Origin of the sequence: Lentzea kristufekii (genome assembly GCF_033949925.1) — a bacterium.
Classification (GTDB): domain Bacteria; phylum Actinomycetota; class Actinomycetes; order Mycobacteriales; family Pseudonocardiaceae; genus Lentzea; species Lentzea kristufekii.
Genome location: NZ_JAXAVV010000001.1, coordinates 454,178 through 471,156, shown reverse-complemented (window position 1 = coordinate 471,156; position 16,979 = coordinate 454,178). Strand labels below are relative to the sequence as shown.

Genomic DNA, 16,979 nt, shown 5'->3' with positions numbered 1-16,979 from the left:
GGAGCCGTTTAACCGGTGGCTCCGCACCCTTTTCTTCTGGAGGATCTTGCCCATGTACGTGGGTGCTCTGGAATTGGACGTGCTTCTGGGCGACGTCCACTCGTTGAAGGAGAAGCGCTCGGTCGTCCGGCCCGTCGTGGCCGAACTGCGCAAGCGCTTCGAGGTCGCTGTCTCCGAGGCCGGTCACCTGGACCTGCATCGGCGCAGCTTGATCGGAGTCGCGGCCGTCGCCGCCGACTTGGAGCACGTCAGGGACGTTCTCGCCGGCTGTGAAAGGCTGGTCGCGGGACGGCCCGAACTGGAATTGCTCTCCGCCCGGACTCGATTCGTCGGGCCGGAGGACGACTAGGAAGGGGAGGCTCGTGGCCGACACGGCACGTGCCCGCAAGCTCGCCAAGCGGATCTCGCAGATCGTCGCTTCGGCTTTGGAGCACGAGGTAAAGGATCCGCGGCTGGCCCGGGTCACGATCACCGACACCAAGGTGACCGGGGACCTGCACGACGCGACTGTGTACTACACCGTTCTCGGTGAGCGGCTGGACGTCGAACCCGACTTCGCCGGGGCCGCACTGGCCCTGGAGAAGGCCAAGGGTGTCCTGCGGTCGATGGTCGGAGCTCAGACGGGGGTTCGTTTCACGCCCACGCTGACGTTCATGACCGACACCGTGCCGGACGAGGCACGGAAGATGGAAGAGCTGCTGGCCAAGGCTCAGGCTGCCGATGCCGAAGTGGCTCGGCGGTCCGTGGGGGCGACTCCCGCTGGGGAGGCCGACCCGTACAAGGCGCCTCGTGAGGACGACGACGAGGACTGAGTCCTCAACAGACTTCACTCATGACCAGGGCGGACACGGTGATCGTGTCCGCCCTTTGGTCTTCGCCGCCGAAACTGGATGGAAACTGTCTTGTCTGAGGGTGCCGCACAGCACATCGAGACGGTTAGCAGCTAACGTCTCCCTGTGGCAGACGACCTGAGCACGACCATTGCCGAGGCCGCGCGGTTACTGGCCGGCGCCCGCGATGTGACCTTGCTGAGTCACATCAACCCCGACGCTGACACGCTCGGGAGTGCCTTGGCGGTGGGGCTCGCGCTGCACCGGCGCGGTGTGGTGGTGCGCGTGGCGTTCGGTGACCCGGAGTCCGTGCCCGAGAGCCTGAAGGCGTTGGACACGGCCGGGCTGCTCGTGCATCGCGACGAGGTGCCCGAAGCGCCGGAGCTGCTGGTCGTCATGGACACGGGCAGCCTGGAACGGCTCGGGCCGCTGAAGAACCGCGTCGCGAACTGCCGTGGACCCGTCATCGTCGTCGACCACCACGTGTCGAACACGCGGTACGGGACGTTGCACTGCATCGATGATCGTGCGGAGGCCACGGCGCTCATCGCACTCAAACTGCTCGACGAGATGGACGTCGAGGTCGACGAGCCGATCGCGCGCTGCATCTACGCCGGGCTCGTGACCGACACCGGTGGTTTCCGGAAGGCGGGGCCGGAGGCGCACCACACGGCCGCACGGCTGCTGGAGACCGGAGTGGACGCGTATGCCGTTACGCGGCCGTTGATGGACGCACATCCGTTCGCGTACCTCGGCATGTTGTCGCGCGTGCTGGCCAAGGCGGAGCTTGACCAGAAGGCGGCGCACGGCATGGGGCTCGCGCACGCGATCGTGAGCATCGAGGACGCTCAAGGGGTGCGTAGCGAAGAGGTGGAGAGCGTGATCGACGTGGTGCGCTCCGCCGCCGAGGCCGAGGTCGCGGCCGTTTTGAAGGAACTCAGGCCCGGGTTCTGGTCCGTGTCGCTGCGGGCCGTGAGCAAGGTCGATGTTCGTGAGGTGGCGCAGGTCCTCGGAGGCGGCGGGCACCGGCTGGCGGCCGGGTTCACCTTCGAGGGGCCCGCGGAGCAGGTCGTTGCCGCGCTGAAGGGCGCGTTGGAACGGGTGGGGTCATGACACGGACAGGAAGCCCGCGGCTGCTGCGGGAGATCAACGACCGGGCCGCGATCGAGACGTTGCTGGCCAGCGGGGCGATGACGCGCGCCGAACTGGAAGAGGTCATCGGGCTGTCCAAGCCCGCCACGGCTCAGTTGCTGGCGCGGCTCGAAGAGGACGGCATGGTCGTCCGCACCGGGTTGCGTGGCGGTGGGCGCGGGCCTCGGGCGCAGATGTGGGCCGTCAACGGCGGTGTCGGGTACGTCGCGGCGGTGGCGCTGACGGCCGAGCTGATCGACGTGGCCATCGCGGACATCACCGGGTCGTTGCTGGCCGAGCACAGCGCGCCCATGCCGAAGGAGAACTCGCTCCAGGTCTTCCGGGAGACGGTGCAGAAGACGGCGGCGCTGGCAGGGTTGACGCTCGACGCGTTGTCGCACGTCGTCGTCGGCACGCCGGGCGCGGTCGACCCGGCCACCGGCCACCTCGGGTTCGCACCGCACCTGCCCGGCCTTTCCGCCGTCGACCTGCCGTCGACGCTGCGCGAGCTGCTCGGCACGTCGGTGTCGATCGAGAACGACATCAACCTCGCCGCCCTGGAGGAGATGAGCTCCGGCAAGGCGGTCGGCGTGCGGAACTTCGTGCTGTTCTGGCCCGCGGACGAGATCGGCTCGGCGGTCGTGGTCAACGGCGTGCTGCTGCGCGGCGTCACGGGCGGTGCGGGCGAGATCGACTCGATGCAGGTGCCCGGCGGGCGCTACGGCGACCAGGTCGACAGCGAGGCCATCGTGGCGCTGGCGGCCGAGCACGGCATCAACGAGTCGTCCGGGCTGGAAGCCGTGGCGCACGCGCTGAACGCCGGGACAGAGGGGCGTGCGTTCCTCACGGCACTGGCGCATCGGATAGCACTCGGGCTGGCGAACGTCGTGTGCGTGCTCGACCCCGAACTGGTGCTGCTGTCCGGTGGGGTGGCGCACGCGGGCGGCGAGACGTTGTGCGATCTGGTGGCGGCGGAGCTGCTGAAGCTCGTCGTGCCGAGGACGCCGGTGCACCTCGCGCAGATCACCGCGAACCCGGTGCGGGCGGGCGCGTTGCACTCGGCCCTGGCCGTGGCGCGCGAGCAGGTGTTCGGGCTGCCCCAACGGTCGTGAGTGGCCGCGATCACCGCACGGCGGCACCTGTGGGCGCATAAGTTCGTCTGGTGGAGGATCGGGTTCCCGCACGGCGGGTGATCGGGCTGGCGGTGCCCGCCCTGGGGGTGCTGGCGGCCGAGCCGTTGTACGTGCTCGTCGACACGGCGGTCGTGGGGCACCTGGGGGCGTTACCGCTCGCGGGGCTGGCTCTCGGCGGTGTGCTGCTCACGCAGGTGTCGACGCAGCTGACGTTCCTCTCGTACGGCACGACGGCGCGCACGGCGCGGTTGCACGGGGCTGGGCGGCGTCAGGAGGCCGTCGAGGAGGGTGTGCAGGCGACGTGGCTGGCGCTGGCCGCCGGCGTGCTCGTGGTGGTCCTGGGGCAGCTGTTCGCGCGGCCTCTGGCGGAGCTGCTCGCCGGACCCGGCGCGGTGGCGGACGCGGCGGTGGAGTGGGTGCGCATCGCGTTGCTCGGTGCGCCGTTCATCCTCGTCACGATGGCCGGCAACGGGTGGATGCGCGGTGTTCAGGACACCAAGCGGCCTCTGAAGTACATCCTGATCGGCAACGGCATCAGCGCGGTGCTGTGTCCCGCGCTCGTCTACGGCGCGGGCTGGGGGCTTGAGGGCTCGGCCATCGCGAACGTCGTGGCGCAGGTGCTCTCGGCCGGGCTCTTCTTCAAGGCGTTGTTCGCGGAGCAGGTGTCGTTGAAGCCGCATTGGGCGGCCATGCGCGCGCAGCTCGGTATGGGGCGCGATCTGGTGTTGCGGAGCTTGGCGTTCCAGGCTTGCTTCATCAGCGCGGCCTCTGTGGCGGCACGGACGTCCGTCGGGGCGTTGGGTGCGCATCAGGTCGTGTTGCAGCTGTGGACGTTCCTCGCGCTCGTGCTCGACTCGCTGGCGATCGCGGCGCAGTCGCTCGTCGGTTCGGCCTTGGGGGCGTCGAGGCGTCGGCAGGCGGAGAAGCTCGCCTGGCAGATCACGCGGTACGGGCTGGTGTTCGGCATCGGGCTCGGGCTCGTGTTCGCGGCGCTGTTCACCGTGCTGCCGCGGGCGTTCACGACGGACGCGGGCGTGCTGGCCGAGATCCCGAACGCGTGGTGGTTCTTCGTTGCGCTGCAACCGATCGCGGGTGTGGTGTTCGCGTTGGACGGCGTGCTGCTCGGCGCGGGCGACGTGAAGTTCATGAGGACGGCGACGCTCGGTTCCGCGGTGATCGGGTTCCTGCCGCTCGTGTGGGCCTCGTACGCGTTCGGGTGGGGGCTCGCCGGCATCTGGACGGGGTTGTCGGCGTTCATGGTGCTGCGGCTGCTGGCCGTGGTGTGGCGCACACGGTCGGGGGAGTGGGCGGTCGAGGGCGCGGTCCGTTAGGCCCTGTGTCGGACCTCACGGCATGAAATCGTTACCAAGAAGGTTGTTTAGGCGATGTAACTAATGTCTGCCTACCTCCAGCTTGGGAGAGTGCGCCTTGCCGCCGGTCGATCGCGCCACCCGAACCTCGTGGCTGATCTGGACCACCGCCGTCTTCGTCTACTTCGCCGCCCTCTTCCACCGCACCACGCTCGGCGTGGCCGGCTTGGAGGCGAGCGAACGCTTCGGGCTCGGACCCGCTCAGCTCGGTGTGTTCACCGTGCTGCAGATCGGTGTCTACGCCCTCATGCAGATCCCCACCGGCCTGCTCGTCGACCGCTACGGGCCACGCCGGGTGCTCACCGTCGCCGCCCTGCTCATGGGTACGGGGCAGGTGCTTTTCGCCATCGCCGACTCCTACGGGCTCGGGCTCGCCGCACGGGCCGTGCTGGGCATGGGCGACGCGATGACGTTCATCAGCGTGATCCGCCTCGTCGCGACGCACTTCCCGCCGCGCCAGTACTCGCTCGTCGTCGCGGTCACGGCCGCGATCGGCGGTGTCGGCAACCTCGTCGCCACGGTGCCGTTGACGCTCATGCTCGGCTCGATCGGGTGGACCTGGGCGTTCCTCATCGCGGGCGGCGTCACCGCGCTCTACTCGGTCGTGGCGTTCCTGCGGGTGCGCGACGTGCCGGCGGGATTCGTCGCGCCGAAGCCGGAAGCCGTGCCGTTGCGCAAGATCTGGCCGAAGGTGCGGCAGGCGTGGAGCGTGCCCGGCACCCGGCTCGGGTTCTGGGCGCACTTCAGCACCATGTCGACGCCCGCCGTCATCGGTCTGCTGTGGGGGTACCCGTACCTCGTGCAGGCGCAGGGGATGTCGCCGCGTGCCGCGTCCTCCACGCTCGGGCTGCTCGTCATCGGCGCGATCGTGGCGAGCCCGATCATCGGCGGGTTGTTCTCGCGCAACCCCGAGTGGCGCATGCCGATCTCGGTCGGGTTCCTGGCGTTCGCGTTCGCCGGCTGGGGCGTGCTGCTGCTGTGGCCGGGCGGACACGTGCCGGGGCCGGTCATCGCCGTGGTGTTCCTCGTGCTCACCGTGGGCGGGCCGATCTCGGGCGTGGCGTTCGCTCTGGCCCGTGACTACAACCCGTCGCATCGGCAGTCCACGGCCAGCGGCCTGGTCAACGTCGGCGGCTTCCTAGCGGTGACCGTGACCGCGCTGGGCGTCGGTGTGCTTCTAGACCTCCTCGAGGGCGTGCTCAGCCCGCAGACGGCGTTCCGCGTGGCGTTGAGCTTCTGCGTGCTGGTGCTGGTCCTGGGTGGCTGGCGGATGCTCGTGTGGTGGCGTCGCGCACGTGCCGCCGTGTTCGAGGCGGAGGAGCGCGGGGAGACGGTGCCGGTGCAGATCCGGCGTCGTCGTTGGGACGCTCTGCACGTCGCTTAGTGCGTTGACCGCATACGTTGTCGCGCGCGTTCGGTTCTCAGACGGGCGCATCACGGTGCCTGCCCCGCGCCCCCATATCGGGCATATGGGGGCGCGGGGCCGGTGCCGTGAGGTGTCCTGCTGAGAACCGAAGGCGACCGGCAACGGCTGTGGTCAGCGCACTAAGCTCTGTCGCCGTGAAACCCTCTGTTGCACCGGGCCTGGTCGTCGTCGACAAGCCGGACGGCATGACCTCGCACGACGTGGTGGCGCGTGTGCGCAGGATTCTCGGCACCCGCAAGGTCGGGCACGCCGGCACGCTGGACCCGATGGCGACCGGCGTGCTCGTGCTCGGCATCGAGCGGGCGACGAAGCTCCTCGGCCACCTCGCCCTCGACAGCAAGGCCTACCTCGCGACGATCGTGCTCGGCGCGTCCACGACCACGGACGACGCCGAGGGCGAGGTGCTGTCCACTGAGGACGCCTCCGGAGTCGCCGACGACGCCATCGCCGCCGAGATCGCGAAGCTGACCGGCCCGATCCAGCAGGTGCCGTCGTCCGTGTCCGCCGTGAAGATCGACGGCAAGCGCGCCTACGCCCGCGTGCGCGCCGGTGAGGCCGTCGAGATCCCCGCACGGCCGGTGACCGTGCATCGGTTCGACGTGCTGTTCTCGCGCCGTGAGGACAAGACGGTGATGCTCGACGTGATGGTCGAGTGCTCGTCCGGCACCTACGTGCGCGCGCTGGCCCGCGACCTGGGCGCCGCACTGGGCGTCGGCGGGCACCTGGGCGCGTTGCGGCGCACCAGGGTCGGACCGTTCGACCTCCGGGTGGCCAAGACCCTGGCGCAGCTGGAGGAGACGCCCGGCCTGTCGCTCGACCTGGACGCCGCGGTCGCCACGGCGTTCCCCCGCCGCGAGATCGACCCGAACGAGGCTTCGGCGTTGTCGCACGGGCAGCGGCTGCGCGCCGGTGGGATCGAGGGCACCTACGGGGTGTTCGGGCCGGACGGGCACGTCATCGCGCTCGTCAAGGACGAGGGTGCCGCCTGCAAACCGGTGGTGGTGCTGAGTCCCGCGGACTAGCTCGCGGTCCATGCCCGAACTCGGCCCCCGGCCAGCTGTGCCGGAAGGCTGCCGGCCACCGCTCCCGTGCGGGCTCCGGAGGGACGACGAGGAGGAGGACGGGGTCGTGGAAGTTCTCGATCTCCTCACCGGGTGGCGCTCCGGTGGCCAGGCGGTGTGGCGGCCCGTGCGGCCCGTCGTAGGCTGATCACGTGCAACGCTGGCGCGGACTAGACCACCTTCCCGGCGGCTGGGGCCGCTGCGTCGTGACCATCGGCGTGTTCGACGGTGTCCACAAAGGCCACCAGGCCCTGATCGGGCGCGCCGTCGGACTCGCGGAGCAGCGCGGCCTGCCGAGCGTGCTGATGACCTTCGACCCCCACCCGTCCGAGGTGGTGCGGCCCGGCAGCCACCCCGCGCAGCTCACCACGCTGCGGCGCAGGGCCGAGCTGGTCGAGGAGCTCGGCATCGACCACTTCGTGGTGGTGCCGTTCAGCCTCGAGACCAGCAGGATGCCCGCGGACGAGTTCGTCCACGAGGTGCTCGTCGAGAAGTTGCACGCCGCCGCCGTCGTGGTGGGTGAGAACTTCACCTTCGGGCACAAGGCGGCCGGTAACGTCGCGATGCTGCGTCAGCTGGGGCAGCGGTTCGGATTCGTGACCGAGGGGGCTGATCTGGTGTCCGCAGACGACTTGACGTACTCGTCCACCTACATCCGGGCGTGCATCGACGCCGGCGACGTGAAGGCGGCGGCCGAGGCGCTGGGCCGGCCGCACCGGCTCGAGGGGATCGTCGTCAAGGGCGACGGGCGGGGCAAGGACCTCGGGTTCCCGACCGCCAACCTGTCCACGCCCAAGTTCGCGGCGGTGCCGGCGGACGGCATCTACGCGTGCTGGTTCACCGACGCCAAGGGCAAGACGCTCAAGGCCGCCGTGTCGGTGGGGACCAACCCGACGTTCTCCGGCCGGGAGCGCCGCGTCGAGGCGTTCGTGCTCGACGTGGACGAGGACTACTACGGCCAGCGCGTCGCCGTGGACTTCGTCGAGAGGCTGCGCGAGATGGAGAAGTACGACTCCGTCGAAGCCCTGCTCGAACAAATGCATCGAGATGTAGACCGAACGAGGGAACTGCTGACGGAGTCGTGACCGTCAGATTGGGCGAAGCGGGCGTCCGTGCGTCCGCGGCCTGGCAGGATGCGGGTCGGAGTGAGGGCTACCGGAGAGGCCAAGGTGGAGGACCACAAGATCGTTCAGCGCAACCTCGCCCTGCAACGGGAGTGGTACGGGGAGCCGCTGGGTGACCGCGTGCGACGGTTGGTCGTGGCCTTCAACGTCTCCCAGGCGCAGCTCGCGGACGTGCTCGGGATCAGCGCGCCGATGCTCAGCCAGGTGATGAGCGGCCGTCGCGCCAAGATCGGCAACCCGTCCGTGCTCGCTCGGATGATCATGCTGGAGCGCAAGGTCCTCACGCCGGACGTCGCGACCGGCGCACCGGAGGCGTTGCAGCGCGCGCTCGACGACGTGCGCGAGTCCAAGCCGACGGTGTCGCGCGACTCGTTGCCGGTCAACGGGGACGAGAGCGTCGCGTACCCGGTGCTGCGCCGGGTCGCCGACCGGGTCGAGCTCCAGCAGGCCGCCGACCTCCTGCACGAGGACTTCCCGGCGATCGCCGAACTGTTCCGCCGGGCCATCCGGGCCGCGGGTTACCCGGTGAAGTGAAGTTCTTCACCGCGCTGTACCCGCCCCGGCACGTGGTCGACGAGCTCGACGCGGTGCTGGACCGAGGTCTCGACCTGGAGTGGACCAAGCCGGAGAAGTGGCACATCACGTTGTGCTTCCACGGCGGAACCGCAGATGAGGAACGCTTCAAAGCTCTTGAGGGCCACGAGGTGCCCGAACTGCGGCTGAGGAACTTCGGCGACTTCCGGGGCAAGGTGCTGTGGGCCGGAATAGACGGGGACTTAAATCGGTTGGCAAGAGCAGCGGGTGCGAACGACAATTGGTTCGCGCACCTGACGGTGGCGTACGGGTACAAGGGGCAGGCGATGCCGGAGTTCCTGAGCAGCCCGTGGCAGCCGTCCGAAGCAGTGCTCGTGAGCAGTGCAGACGGCGCGCACACACCCGTTGATCGGGTGGGGTTGCGCACGTCAGCGCGCCGCTGAGCAGTGTGCCTGATAGCCTTCGCAGTTGGGTCTGGCTGCGGTCCGTGGCGGCCAGTACCGGCTACCCCGGCCAGCAATTCGGCGGACGGGGCCGCACGGACCTGAACAAGTAGGAGAAGTACCTAGTGGCACTGTCCACGGATCAGAAGAAGTCCATCCTCGGTGAGTACGGTCTGCACGACTCGGACACGGGCTCGACCGAGGCGCAGGTCGCCCTGCTGAGCAAGCGCATCGCTGACCTCACGGAGCACCTGAAGCAGCACAAGCACGACCACCACTCCCGCCGTGGTCTCCTGCTGATGGTCGGCCGTCGCCGCCGTCTGCTGAACTACTTGACCAAGGTGGACATCAACCGCTACCGCGCGCTGATCCAGCGCCTCGGTCTGCGCAGGTGATACTTGCCGAGGGGGAGTGACCGGCCGGTCACTCCCCCTCGGCGTACAACCGGGTGTATACAGACCCCTGGTTGTAAAGAGGAACGAAACACAGGACCCGCGTCGCGCGAAGCAGTTTCCGCGCCGGTCCTCGGTAGTGGCCTCCTGGTGGAAACGCCCCAGGGGACTTCGATCGAAGACCGGCCTCGTCAAAATCGCGTGAGCGGCGTCCAAAAGACGAGGAGTAACAAGTAAATGACGGACATCGAGGTCCACGAGGCGACTGCCGTTATCGACAACGGCAAGTTCGGCTCGCGCTCCATCCGCTTCGAGACCGGGCGCCTCGCGCGTCAGGCCGCCGGCAGCGTGGTGGCGTACCTGGACGACGAGACCATGCTTCTGAGCGCCACGACGGCGTCGAAGCACCCCAAGGAGCACTTCGACTTCTTCCCCCTCACGGTGGACGTCGAGGAGCGCATGTACGCCGCGGGCCGCATCCCCGGTTCGTTCTTCCGGCGTGAGGGCCGTCCCAGCACGGACGCCATCCTCACCTGCCGCCTGATCGACCGTCCGCTGCGCCCGTCCTTCGTGGACGGCCTGCGCAACGAGATCCAGGTCGTCATCACGGTGATGAGCCTGAACCCGAAGGACCTGTACGACGTCGTGGCGATCAACGCCGCGTCCGCGTCGACGCAGCTCGCGGGTCTGCCGTTCTCCGGCCCGATCGGTGGCGTCCGCGTCGCTCTGATCGAGGGCCAGTGGGTGGCGTTCCCGACCTACGAGCAGCTCGAGAAGGCCGTGTTCGACATGGTCGTCGCGGGCCGCGTGGTCGACTCCGGTGACGTCGCGATCATGATGGTCGAGGCCGAGGCCACCGACAACGTGATCGACATGATCGCCGAGGGTGCCACCGCCCCGACCGAAGAGGTCGTGGCCGCGGGCCTCGAGGCCGCCAAGCCGTTCATCAAGGTCCTCTGCGAGGCCCAGGCGCAGCTCGCCCAGGTCGCCGCGAAGGCCACCGGCGAGTACCCGACGTACCCGGCCTACCAGGCCGACGCGTTCGAGTCCGTCGAGCAGTCCGCTTCGGCCGAGCTGGCCCAGGCGCTGACCATCGCGGGCAAGGCCGAGCGCGAGAACAAGCTCGACGAGATCAAGGCGGCGACGCTGGAGAAGCTCGCCGAGCAGTTCGAGGGCCGCGAGAAGGAGATCGGCGCGGCGTTCCGCTCGCTGACCAAGAAGCTCGTGCGCCAGCGCATCCTGCGCGACAAGGTCCGCATCGACGGCCGTGGCCTCACGGACATCCGTGACCTCGGTGCCGAGGTGGCCGTGATCCCGAGGACGCACGGTTCGGCGCTGTTCGAGCGCGGCGAGACCCAGATCCTGGGTGTCACCACGCTGAACATGCTGCGCATGGAGCAGCAGATCGACTCGCTCGCTCCCGAGACGCACAAGCGCTACCTGCACCACTACAACTTCCCGCCCTACTCGACCGGTGAGACCGGCCGCGTGGGTTCGCCGAAGCGCCGCGAGATCGGCCACGGCGCGCTGGCCGAGCGGGCGATCATGCCCGTGCTGCCCAAGCGCGAGGAGTTCCCCTACGCGATCCGCCAGGTGTCCGAGGCGCTGAGCTCCAACGGCTCGACGTCCATGGGCTCCGTCTGCGCCTCGACGCTGTCGCTGCTCAACGCGGGTGTCCCGCTGAAGGCGCCGGTCTCCGGCATCGCGATGGGTCTCGTCTCCGACGAGGTCGACGGTGAGACCCGCTACGTGGCGCTGACCGACATCCTCGGTGCCGAGGACGCGTTCGGCGACATGGACTTCAAGGTCGCGGGCACCAAGGAGTTCGTGACGGCGCTGCAGCTCGACACGAAGCTCGACGGCATCCCGTCCGAGGTGCTGGCGGCGGCGCTGGGCCAGGCCCGCGACGCGCGCTACACCATCCTGGAGGTCATGGCCGAGGCCATCTCCGACCCGGACGAGATGAGCGCCTTCGCTCCGCGCGTGACGTCGGTCAAGATCCCGACCGACAAGATCGGCGAGGTCATCGGCCCGAAGGGCAAGATGATCAACTCGATCACCGAGCAGACCGGTGCCGACATCTCCATCGAGGACGACGGCACGATCTACGTCGGCGCGGCGGACGGCCCCTCGGCCGAGGCCGCGATCGGCATGATCAACGCGATCGCGAACCCGCAGCTGCCGAAGGTCGGCGAGCGCTTCCTGGGCACCGTGGTGAAGACGGCCGCGTTCGGCGCGTTCGTCTCGCTGCTGCCCGGCAAGGACGGCCTCGTCCACATCTCGAAGCTGGGCAACGGCAAGCGCATCGCGAAGGTCGAGGACGTCGTCAAGGTCGGCGACAAGCTCCGCGTCGAGATCGCCGACATCGACCAGCGCGGCAAGATCAGCCTCGTCGTCGTGAACGAGGACGAGGCCGCGAAGCCGGCTGACGCCCCGGAGGCCGTCGAGGCCACCGAGGCCACTGAGGCGGCTCCCGCGCAGTGAGCACGACAGACAACAACGTGACGGCCGCGGGTGCATCCACCCGCGGCCGTCCGCGTACCGGAACTCCTGGGCACCTCCAGCGGCCGGGCAGCACGCGGGTGCTCGAGATGTCCACGGGGTCCGAGGTGCGGCGCAGCATGCTGCCCTCGGGCCTGCGGGTCATCACCGAGCGCATCCCCGGCGTGCGGTCCGCCTCGGTCGGGCTGTGGGTGCAGGTCGGGTCCCGTGACGAACGGCCCGAGGTCGCGGGTGCCGCGCACTACCTGGAACACCTGCTGTTCAAGGGAACCGCGCGGCGCACGGCGGCGGCCATCGCGGAGGAGATCGACGCGGTCGGCGGCGAGCTGAACGCGTTCACCGCGAAGGAGCACACCTGCTACTACGCGCACGTCCTGGACGAGGACCTGCCGCTGGCGGTGGACCTGGTGGCGGACGTGGTGTTCGAGGCCATCTGCGGTCCGCGTGACTTCGAGACCGAACGCGGTGTCGTGCTCGAAGAGATCGCGATGCGCGACGACGACCCCGAGGACCTGCTGCACGACGCGTTCATCGAGGCGTTGTTCGGCGGGCATGCGTTGGGGCGTCCCGTTCTCGGCACCGAGAAGTCCATTCAGGACATGGACCGGGACGCGCTCTACTCGTTCTACAAGAAGCGCTACACGCTGCCGCGCATGGTGTTCTCCGTCGCGGGCAACATCGAGCACACGCAGGTGATGCGCCTGGTGCGCAAGGCCGTCGGCGACCGGCTGTCGCGGGAGGGCAGCGCGGTGGCGCCACGAGCGGGTCGCGCGCGCATCGCCGACGCCCGCAAGCTGGTGCTGCACACCGACGACACCGAGCAGGCGCACATGATGCTCGGCATGCGCGGTCTCGACCGCCACGACGAGCGCCGCTTCGCGCTGAACGTGCTGAACGCGGCCATCGGTGGTGGCATGAGCTCCCGGCTGTTCCAGGAGGTGCGCGAGCGGCGAGGCCTGGCGTACCAGGTGTACTCGTCGGTCGGCCTCTACGCGGACACCGGCACGTTCGCCGTCTACGCGGGCTGCCAGCCGGACCGGCTGGGAGAGACCGCCGGCGTCATCCGCGAGGTGCTCGTGGACGTCGCCCGTGGTGGCCTGTCGGACGCGGAGGTGGCCCGCGGCAAGGGCCAGCTGCGCGGCGCGCTCGTCCTGGGCCTGGAGGACACCAGTTCCCGGATGTCGCGCATCGGCAAGTCCGAACTGAACTACGGCGACCACCTGAGCGTCGAGGCGACTCTGGCGCGCATCGACGCCGTCACGTCCGACGAAGTGGCGCTGCTCGCACGTGAGCTGCTGCGCAGGCCCGTCGCCGCTGCGGTGGTGGGCCCTTACGATCACGCCGACGATCTGCCGGACCAGGTACACGAGGTGATTGCATGATTCGCGTCGGAGTTCTCGGCGCGCGGGGCCGCATGGGTTCCGAGGTGGTCCGCGCGGTCGAGGCCGCGAAGGACATGGAGGTCGTGGCGGCGATCGACGCCGACGACCCGTTGTCCGCGCTCGTCGACGCCGGTGTCCAGGTCGTCGTCGACTTCACGCACCCCGACGTGGTGATGGGGAACCTGGAGTTCTGCATCGCCAACGGAATCCACTGCGTGGTCGGCACCTCCGGCTTCGACCAGCCCAAGCTGGACGCGGTCGCGGCGCTGCTCGCGGACCGTCCGGAGGTCGGTGTGCTGGTGGCGCCGAACTTCGGCATCGGTGCCGTCCTGCTGATGCGCTTCTCGGAGATCGCCGCCCGCTACTACGAGTCGGCCGAGATCATCGAGCTGCACCACCCGCGCAAGGCCGACGCCCCCTCGGGTACGGCCGCCCACACCGCGCGCCTGATCGCCGCCGCGCGTGAGGGCATGGACCCGATGCCCGACGCGACCACGCAGGAAGAGCCCGGTGCCCGTGGCGCCGTCGTCGACGGTGTGCGGGTCCACTCGCTGCGGATCTCCGGGATGATCGCGCACCAGGAGGTCGTGTTCGGTGGTGAGAGCGAGACCCTGACCATCCGTCAGGACTCGTTGCACCGCACCTCCTTCATGCCCGGCGTGGTTCTGGGTGTGCGGGAGATCGTCGGTCGCCCCGGTCTCGCCGTCGGCCTCGACAAGTACCTCGACCTGTGAAGGTCCGCATCACCGTCGGGCTGCTGATCGCGGCTCTCGCGGTCTACTTCGTCCTGCTCACCGGTCGTGCTCTCGCGCTGCTGCGGACCGGTGAGCCGGTCGGTGTGCTGCTCGGCGTCGGTGTGCTGATCCTGCCGGTGATCGGGGTCTGGCTCGTGTACTCCAACCTGCGGTTCGGCTGGGAGACCGAGAAGATGGCCCGCGAGCTCGACGCGGACGGCCTGCTGCCGGACGTCTCGCACCTGCCGCGCCGGCCGTCCGGCCGGGTGGACCGGGACGCCGCGGACTCGTGGTTCGAGGAGCGGCGGGCCGAGGTCGAGGCGTCGCCAGAGGACTGGCGGGCCTGGTTCCGGCTCGCTTACGCCTACGACGTCGCGGGGGACCGCGGGCGGGCGCGCGAGACGATGCGCAAGGCCATCGAGCTGCACGCGTGAACAAAACCCCGGGGCACTGCCCCGGGGTTTTCGCTATCCGTTGAGCACGGCCGCGATCAGCTCCGCCGCCAGATCGCCCTTCTGCACCACCAGCACGTCCTCCAGCCCGAGCCAGTCGGCCATGTGCCGCAGCTCCGCGGCGAGCTCGACCGCCACCCGAGGCCGGTCCACACCCTCCTCGGCCCACGCCGACTGCACCCGCAGCACCCCGGCGGCGCGATCGGCCTTGATGTCCACACGCGCCACGAGCGCACCGTCCAGCAGGAACGGGAACACGTAGTACCCGTGCACCCGGCGAGGCTCCGGAACGTAGATCTCGATGCGGTACCGGAAGCCGAAGATGCGCTCGGTTCGCGCCCGCTCCCAGATCAACGGGTCGAACGGGCACAGCAACGCGCGCCCGACCACCCGGCGCGGGGCCTTCGCCTCGACGTGCCGGTAGCCGACGGCCTTCCAGCCCTCGACCGCCACCGGCTCCAGGACACCGTCCTCCACCAGTGATGCCACTGCGGCCTGGGAGCGGCGCGGGTCGAGCCGGTAGTAGTCGCGCAGATCGGGCTCGGTCGCCACACCGAGAGCCACCGCGGAACGCAGGACCAGCTCGCGCGCGCCGGAGTCAGCGGTCCACCTCTGGGCCAGGACGTCGGGCGGGATGACCCGCTCGGTCAGGTCGTAGAGGCGCTCGAACGAACGGCGGGTGCCGGTCGTCAGGACGCCCACGCCGAAGAGGACCTCGCAGATGCGCTTGACCTCGGACCAGTCCCACCACGGGCCCTTCGCACGGCCCCGGTCGCCCATGAGGGCCTTCTCCAGGGCTCCGGCACCGATCGGGCCCAGCTCCTTCACGGCGGCGAGCACGTCGTCGACCAGCTGCGGCGAGCGTTCGAGGATCGTCTGGTAGTTCTGCCACCAGCCGCGCTTCTTGGCACCGGAGTGGAACAGCGGCCAGTCCGCCACCGGCACCAGGGAGGCCTCGTGCGCCCACGTCTCCACGAGCATGCGGGGCTTGCGCGCGGAGTGGGTCCAGGCCGCCTCGTCCAGCAGGGAGGGCTCGTAGGAGCCGAGGCGGGAGAACAGCGGCATGTAGTGCGCGCGCACGGCCACGTTCACCGAGTCGATCTGCAGCAGCTGCACGCGGGACAGGACGCGCTGCAGGTGCCTGCGGGTGGCCGCGGCCGGCCGCAGGTCGGTGAAGCCCTGGGCGCCCAGCGCGATTCGACGGGCCACGTCCGCACTCATCCTCTGCACGTCGCCGATGGTGCCACGCACCCCTGACAATTCCGCGACGCGGCGTCGATAAGCTGCGTTTATGGCCGACGCCGGCGTGCACACCGCCACCGCTGCTGATCTTTCGGAGATCGTCCGCATCCACCGGGAGACGTGGCGGCTCGCTTACGCCGAACTGCTGCCGCCCGAGGTCCTCGACGCGCTCGACACCGACGAGGCCTGGGCTCTGGCCGTCCGGAGCGGTGCGGTCCTCAAGGCGACCGAGGGCGAGTGGGTCGTGGGTTTCGTCGTCGCGAGCAAGGCCCCGGACGAGGAAGTCGCCAAAGCGGACGGCTCGCTGCCGGAGGACGCCGCCACCACCGCGCTGCTCAGCGTCCTCGTGGAGCCGCGCTGGGGCCGTCGCGGGCACGGCACGCGGCTCGTCGCGGAAGCGGTGAGGCGGCTCCGCGAGACGGGCGCCACGCGGGGGATCGCGTGGGTGCCCGAGGCCGACAAGGCGTCGCGGAACTTCTACGAGCGACTGGGCTGGACGGGTGACGGCACGGTGCGCACGCTGGACGCCGGTGGGCGTCCGTTGCGCGAGGTCCGGGTGTCCGGTCCGCTCGAGATCCGACTCGCCGACTGAGATCTGTGTAACCTCGGCCGGGTGCTCGCCCTGGTTGGCCTCACCTTCGGGGTCGCGTTCGGCTCAGCCATCGTTCCCCTGATCAGCATCGAGATGTTCGTCCTGGGACTTTGTGCGCGCTGGCCCGACACGTCGTTCTGGATCGTCGGCCTCTCGGTCGCCGTGGGCCAGGTGCTGGGCAAGCTGCTGTACTTCTACGCGGCGCGCGGCGACATCCGCCTGCCGAAGTTCCTGCACCGCAAGCCGAGCGACAAGCCGTCGAAGCTCAGGCGCTGGTTCGGTCCGGGTACGCGAATGCACCGCTGGGGCGACTGGATCCACGTGAAGTGCAAGGCGCACCCGAACTGGATGGCCGGAACGCATGGGGTGAGCGCGCTGGTCGGTGTGCCGCCGTTCATGGCGACGAGCGTGCTCGCCGGGCTCGCGGGCATGTCCACGCTGATGTTCGTCGCGACCGGCATGGTGGGGCGTTTCGCCAGGTTCAGCTTCCTCGCGGCGTCACCGGCCATGGTCATGGCGTGGCTCTAGTAATTGAACAAGATCGACGCCGTCACGGAGAAGGCGATCAGGACTGCGGCGACGGTGATTCGCGCTGACTCGAGCACGACCCCGAAGATATCGATCTTCCGCC

At 69.4% G+C, this 16,979-nt stretch carries 18 protein-coding genes; 17 read left to right on the top strand and 1 reads right to left on the bottom strand.

The annotated features are described in order from the left end of the window. Positions 1-52 precede the first annotated feature (52 nt). The 15 genes from SK571_RS02315 (at position 53) to SK571_RS02245 (ending at position 14,496) form a co-directional block, all read left to right on the top strand. Positions 53-349: a DUF503 domain-containing protein gene (locus tag SK571_RS02315; RefSeq protein WP_258947864.1), complete on the top strand. Its 297-nt coding sequence runs from the start codon at positions 53-55 to the stop codon at positions 347-349. Between the two features lie 13 nt (positions 350-362). Continuing rightward, positions 363-812: a 30S ribosome-binding factor RbfA gene (gene rbfA, locus SK571_RS02310; RefSeq protein ID WP_266043279.1), complete on the top strand. Its 450-nt coding sequence runs from the start codon at positions 363-365 to the stop codon at positions 810-812. A 144-nt stretch (positions 813-956) separates the two neighbouring features. Beyond that, positions 957-1,943 carry a DHH family phosphoesterase gene (locus SK571_RS02305; protein ID WP_319982329.1) on the top strand — a complete coding sequence of 329 codons (987 nt, stop codon included), beginning with the start codon at positions 957-959 and terminating at the stop codon, positions 1,941-1,943. Continuing rightward, positions 1,940-3,073 carry an ROK family transcriptional regulator gene (locus tag SK571_RS02300; protein WP_319982328.1) on the top strand — a complete coding sequence of 378 codons (1,134 nt, stop codon included), beginning with the start codon at positions 1,940-1,942 and terminating at the stop codon, positions 3,071-3,073. The genes SK571_RS02305 and SK571_RS02300 overlap by 4 nt, the downstream gene beginning before the upstream one ends. 47 nt (positions 3,074-3,120) lie before the next feature. Continuing rightward, positions 3,121-4,425 (top strand): MATE family efflux transporter, encoded by a 1,305-nt coding sequence (locus tag SK571_RS02295; RefSeq protein WP_319982554.1) that lies wholly within the window; start codon positions 3,121-3,123, stop codon positions 4,423-4,425. A 97-nt stretch (positions 4,426-4,522) separates the two neighbouring features. Beyond that, on the top strand, positions 4,523-5,848 hold the full coding sequence (locus tag SK571_RS02290) for an MFS transporter (protein ID WP_319982327.1): 1,326 nt from the start codon (positions 4,523-4,525) through the stop codon (positions 5,846-5,848). Between the two features lie 176 nt (positions 5,849-6,024). Beyond that, positions 6,025-6,912 carry a tRNA pseudouridine(55) synthase TruB gene (truB, locus tag SK571_RS02285; protein ID WP_319982326.1) on the top strand — a complete coding sequence of 296 codons (888 nt, stop codon included), beginning with the start codon at positions 6,025-6,027 and terminating at the stop codon, positions 6,910-6,912. Between the two features lie 191 nt (positions 6,913-7,103). Further along, complete coding sequence (locus SK571_RS02280; RefSeq protein WP_319982325.1) at positions 7,104-8,036, top strand: bifunctional riboflavin kinase/FAD synthetase; 933 nt, start codon at positions 7,104-7,106, stop codon at positions 8,034-8,036. Positions 8,037-8,120: 84 nt separating this feature from the next. After that, entirely contained in the window at positions 8,121-8,609 is a 489-nt protein-coding gene (locus tag SK571_RS02275; RefSeq protein ID WP_319982553.1) for a helix-turn-helix domain-containing protein, read from the top strand. Beyond that, entirely contained in the window at positions 8,606-9,052 is a 447-nt protein-coding gene (locus SK571_RS02270) for a 2'-5' RNA ligase family protein (RefSeq protein WP_319982324.1), read from the top strand. The genes SK571_RS02275 and SK571_RS02270 overlap by 4 nt, the downstream gene beginning before the upstream one ends. A gap of 125 nt (positions 9,053-9,177) precedes the next feature. Further along, entirely contained in the window at positions 9,178-9,447 is a 270-nt protein-coding gene (gene rpsO, locus SK571_RS02265; RefSeq protein ID WP_045318466.1) for a 30S ribosomal protein S15, read from the top strand. Positions 9,448-9,681: 234 nt separating this feature from the next. Further along, entirely contained in the window at positions 9,682-11,928 is a 2,247-nt protein-coding gene (locus tag SK571_RS02260) for a polyribonucleotide nucleotidyltransferase (protein WP_319982323.1), read from the top strand. Between the two features lie 107 nt (positions 11,929-12,035). Further along, on the top strand, positions 12,036-13,328 hold the full coding sequence (locus tag SK571_RS02255) for a M16 family metallopeptidase (RefSeq protein ID WP_319982322.1): 1,293 nt from the start codon (positions 12,036-12,038) through the stop codon (positions 13,326-13,328). Further along, on the top strand, positions 13,325-14,062 hold the full coding sequence (gene dapB, locus SK571_RS02250; RefSeq protein WP_319982321.1) for a 4-hydroxy-tetrahydrodipicolinate reductase: 738 nt from the start codon (positions 13,325-13,327) through the stop codon (positions 14,060-14,062). Before SK571_RS02255 ends, dapB begins: the two co-directional genes overlap by 4 nt. After that, a complete protein-coding gene (locus SK571_RS02245; protein ID WP_319982320.1) occupies positions 14,059-14,496 on the top strand; it encodes a tetratricopeptide repeat protein in 438 nt (145 codons plus the stop codon). Before dapB ends, SK571_RS02245 begins: the two co-directional genes overlap by 4 nt. Positions 14,497-14,529: 33 nt before the next feature. Here the strand turns inward: SK571_RS02245 and SK571_RS02240 are convergent, their stop codons facing one another. Then, positions 14,530-15,735 carry a winged helix-turn-helix domain-containing protein gene (locus SK571_RS02240; RefSeq protein ID WP_319982552.1) on the bottom strand — a complete coding sequence of 402 codons (1,206 nt, stop codon included), beginning with the start codon at positions 15,733-15,735 and terminating at the stop codon, positions 14,530-14,532. A 70-nt stretch (positions 15,736-15,805) separates the two neighbouring features. Between SK571_RS02240 and SK571_RS02235 the strand changes: the two genes are divergently transcribed. Further along, complete coding sequence (locus SK571_RS02235) at positions 15,806-16,348, top strand: GNAT family N-acetyltransferase (RefSeq protein ID WP_319982319.1); 543 nt, start codon at positions 15,806-15,808, stop codon at positions 16,346-16,348. A 21-nt stretch (positions 16,349-16,369) separates the two neighbouring features. After that, entirely contained in the window at positions 16,370-16,876 is a 507-nt protein-coding gene (locus SK571_RS02230; protein WP_454780177.1) for a hypothetical protein, read from the top strand. The last annotated feature ends 103 nt before the right edge of the window (positions 16,877-16,979 follow it).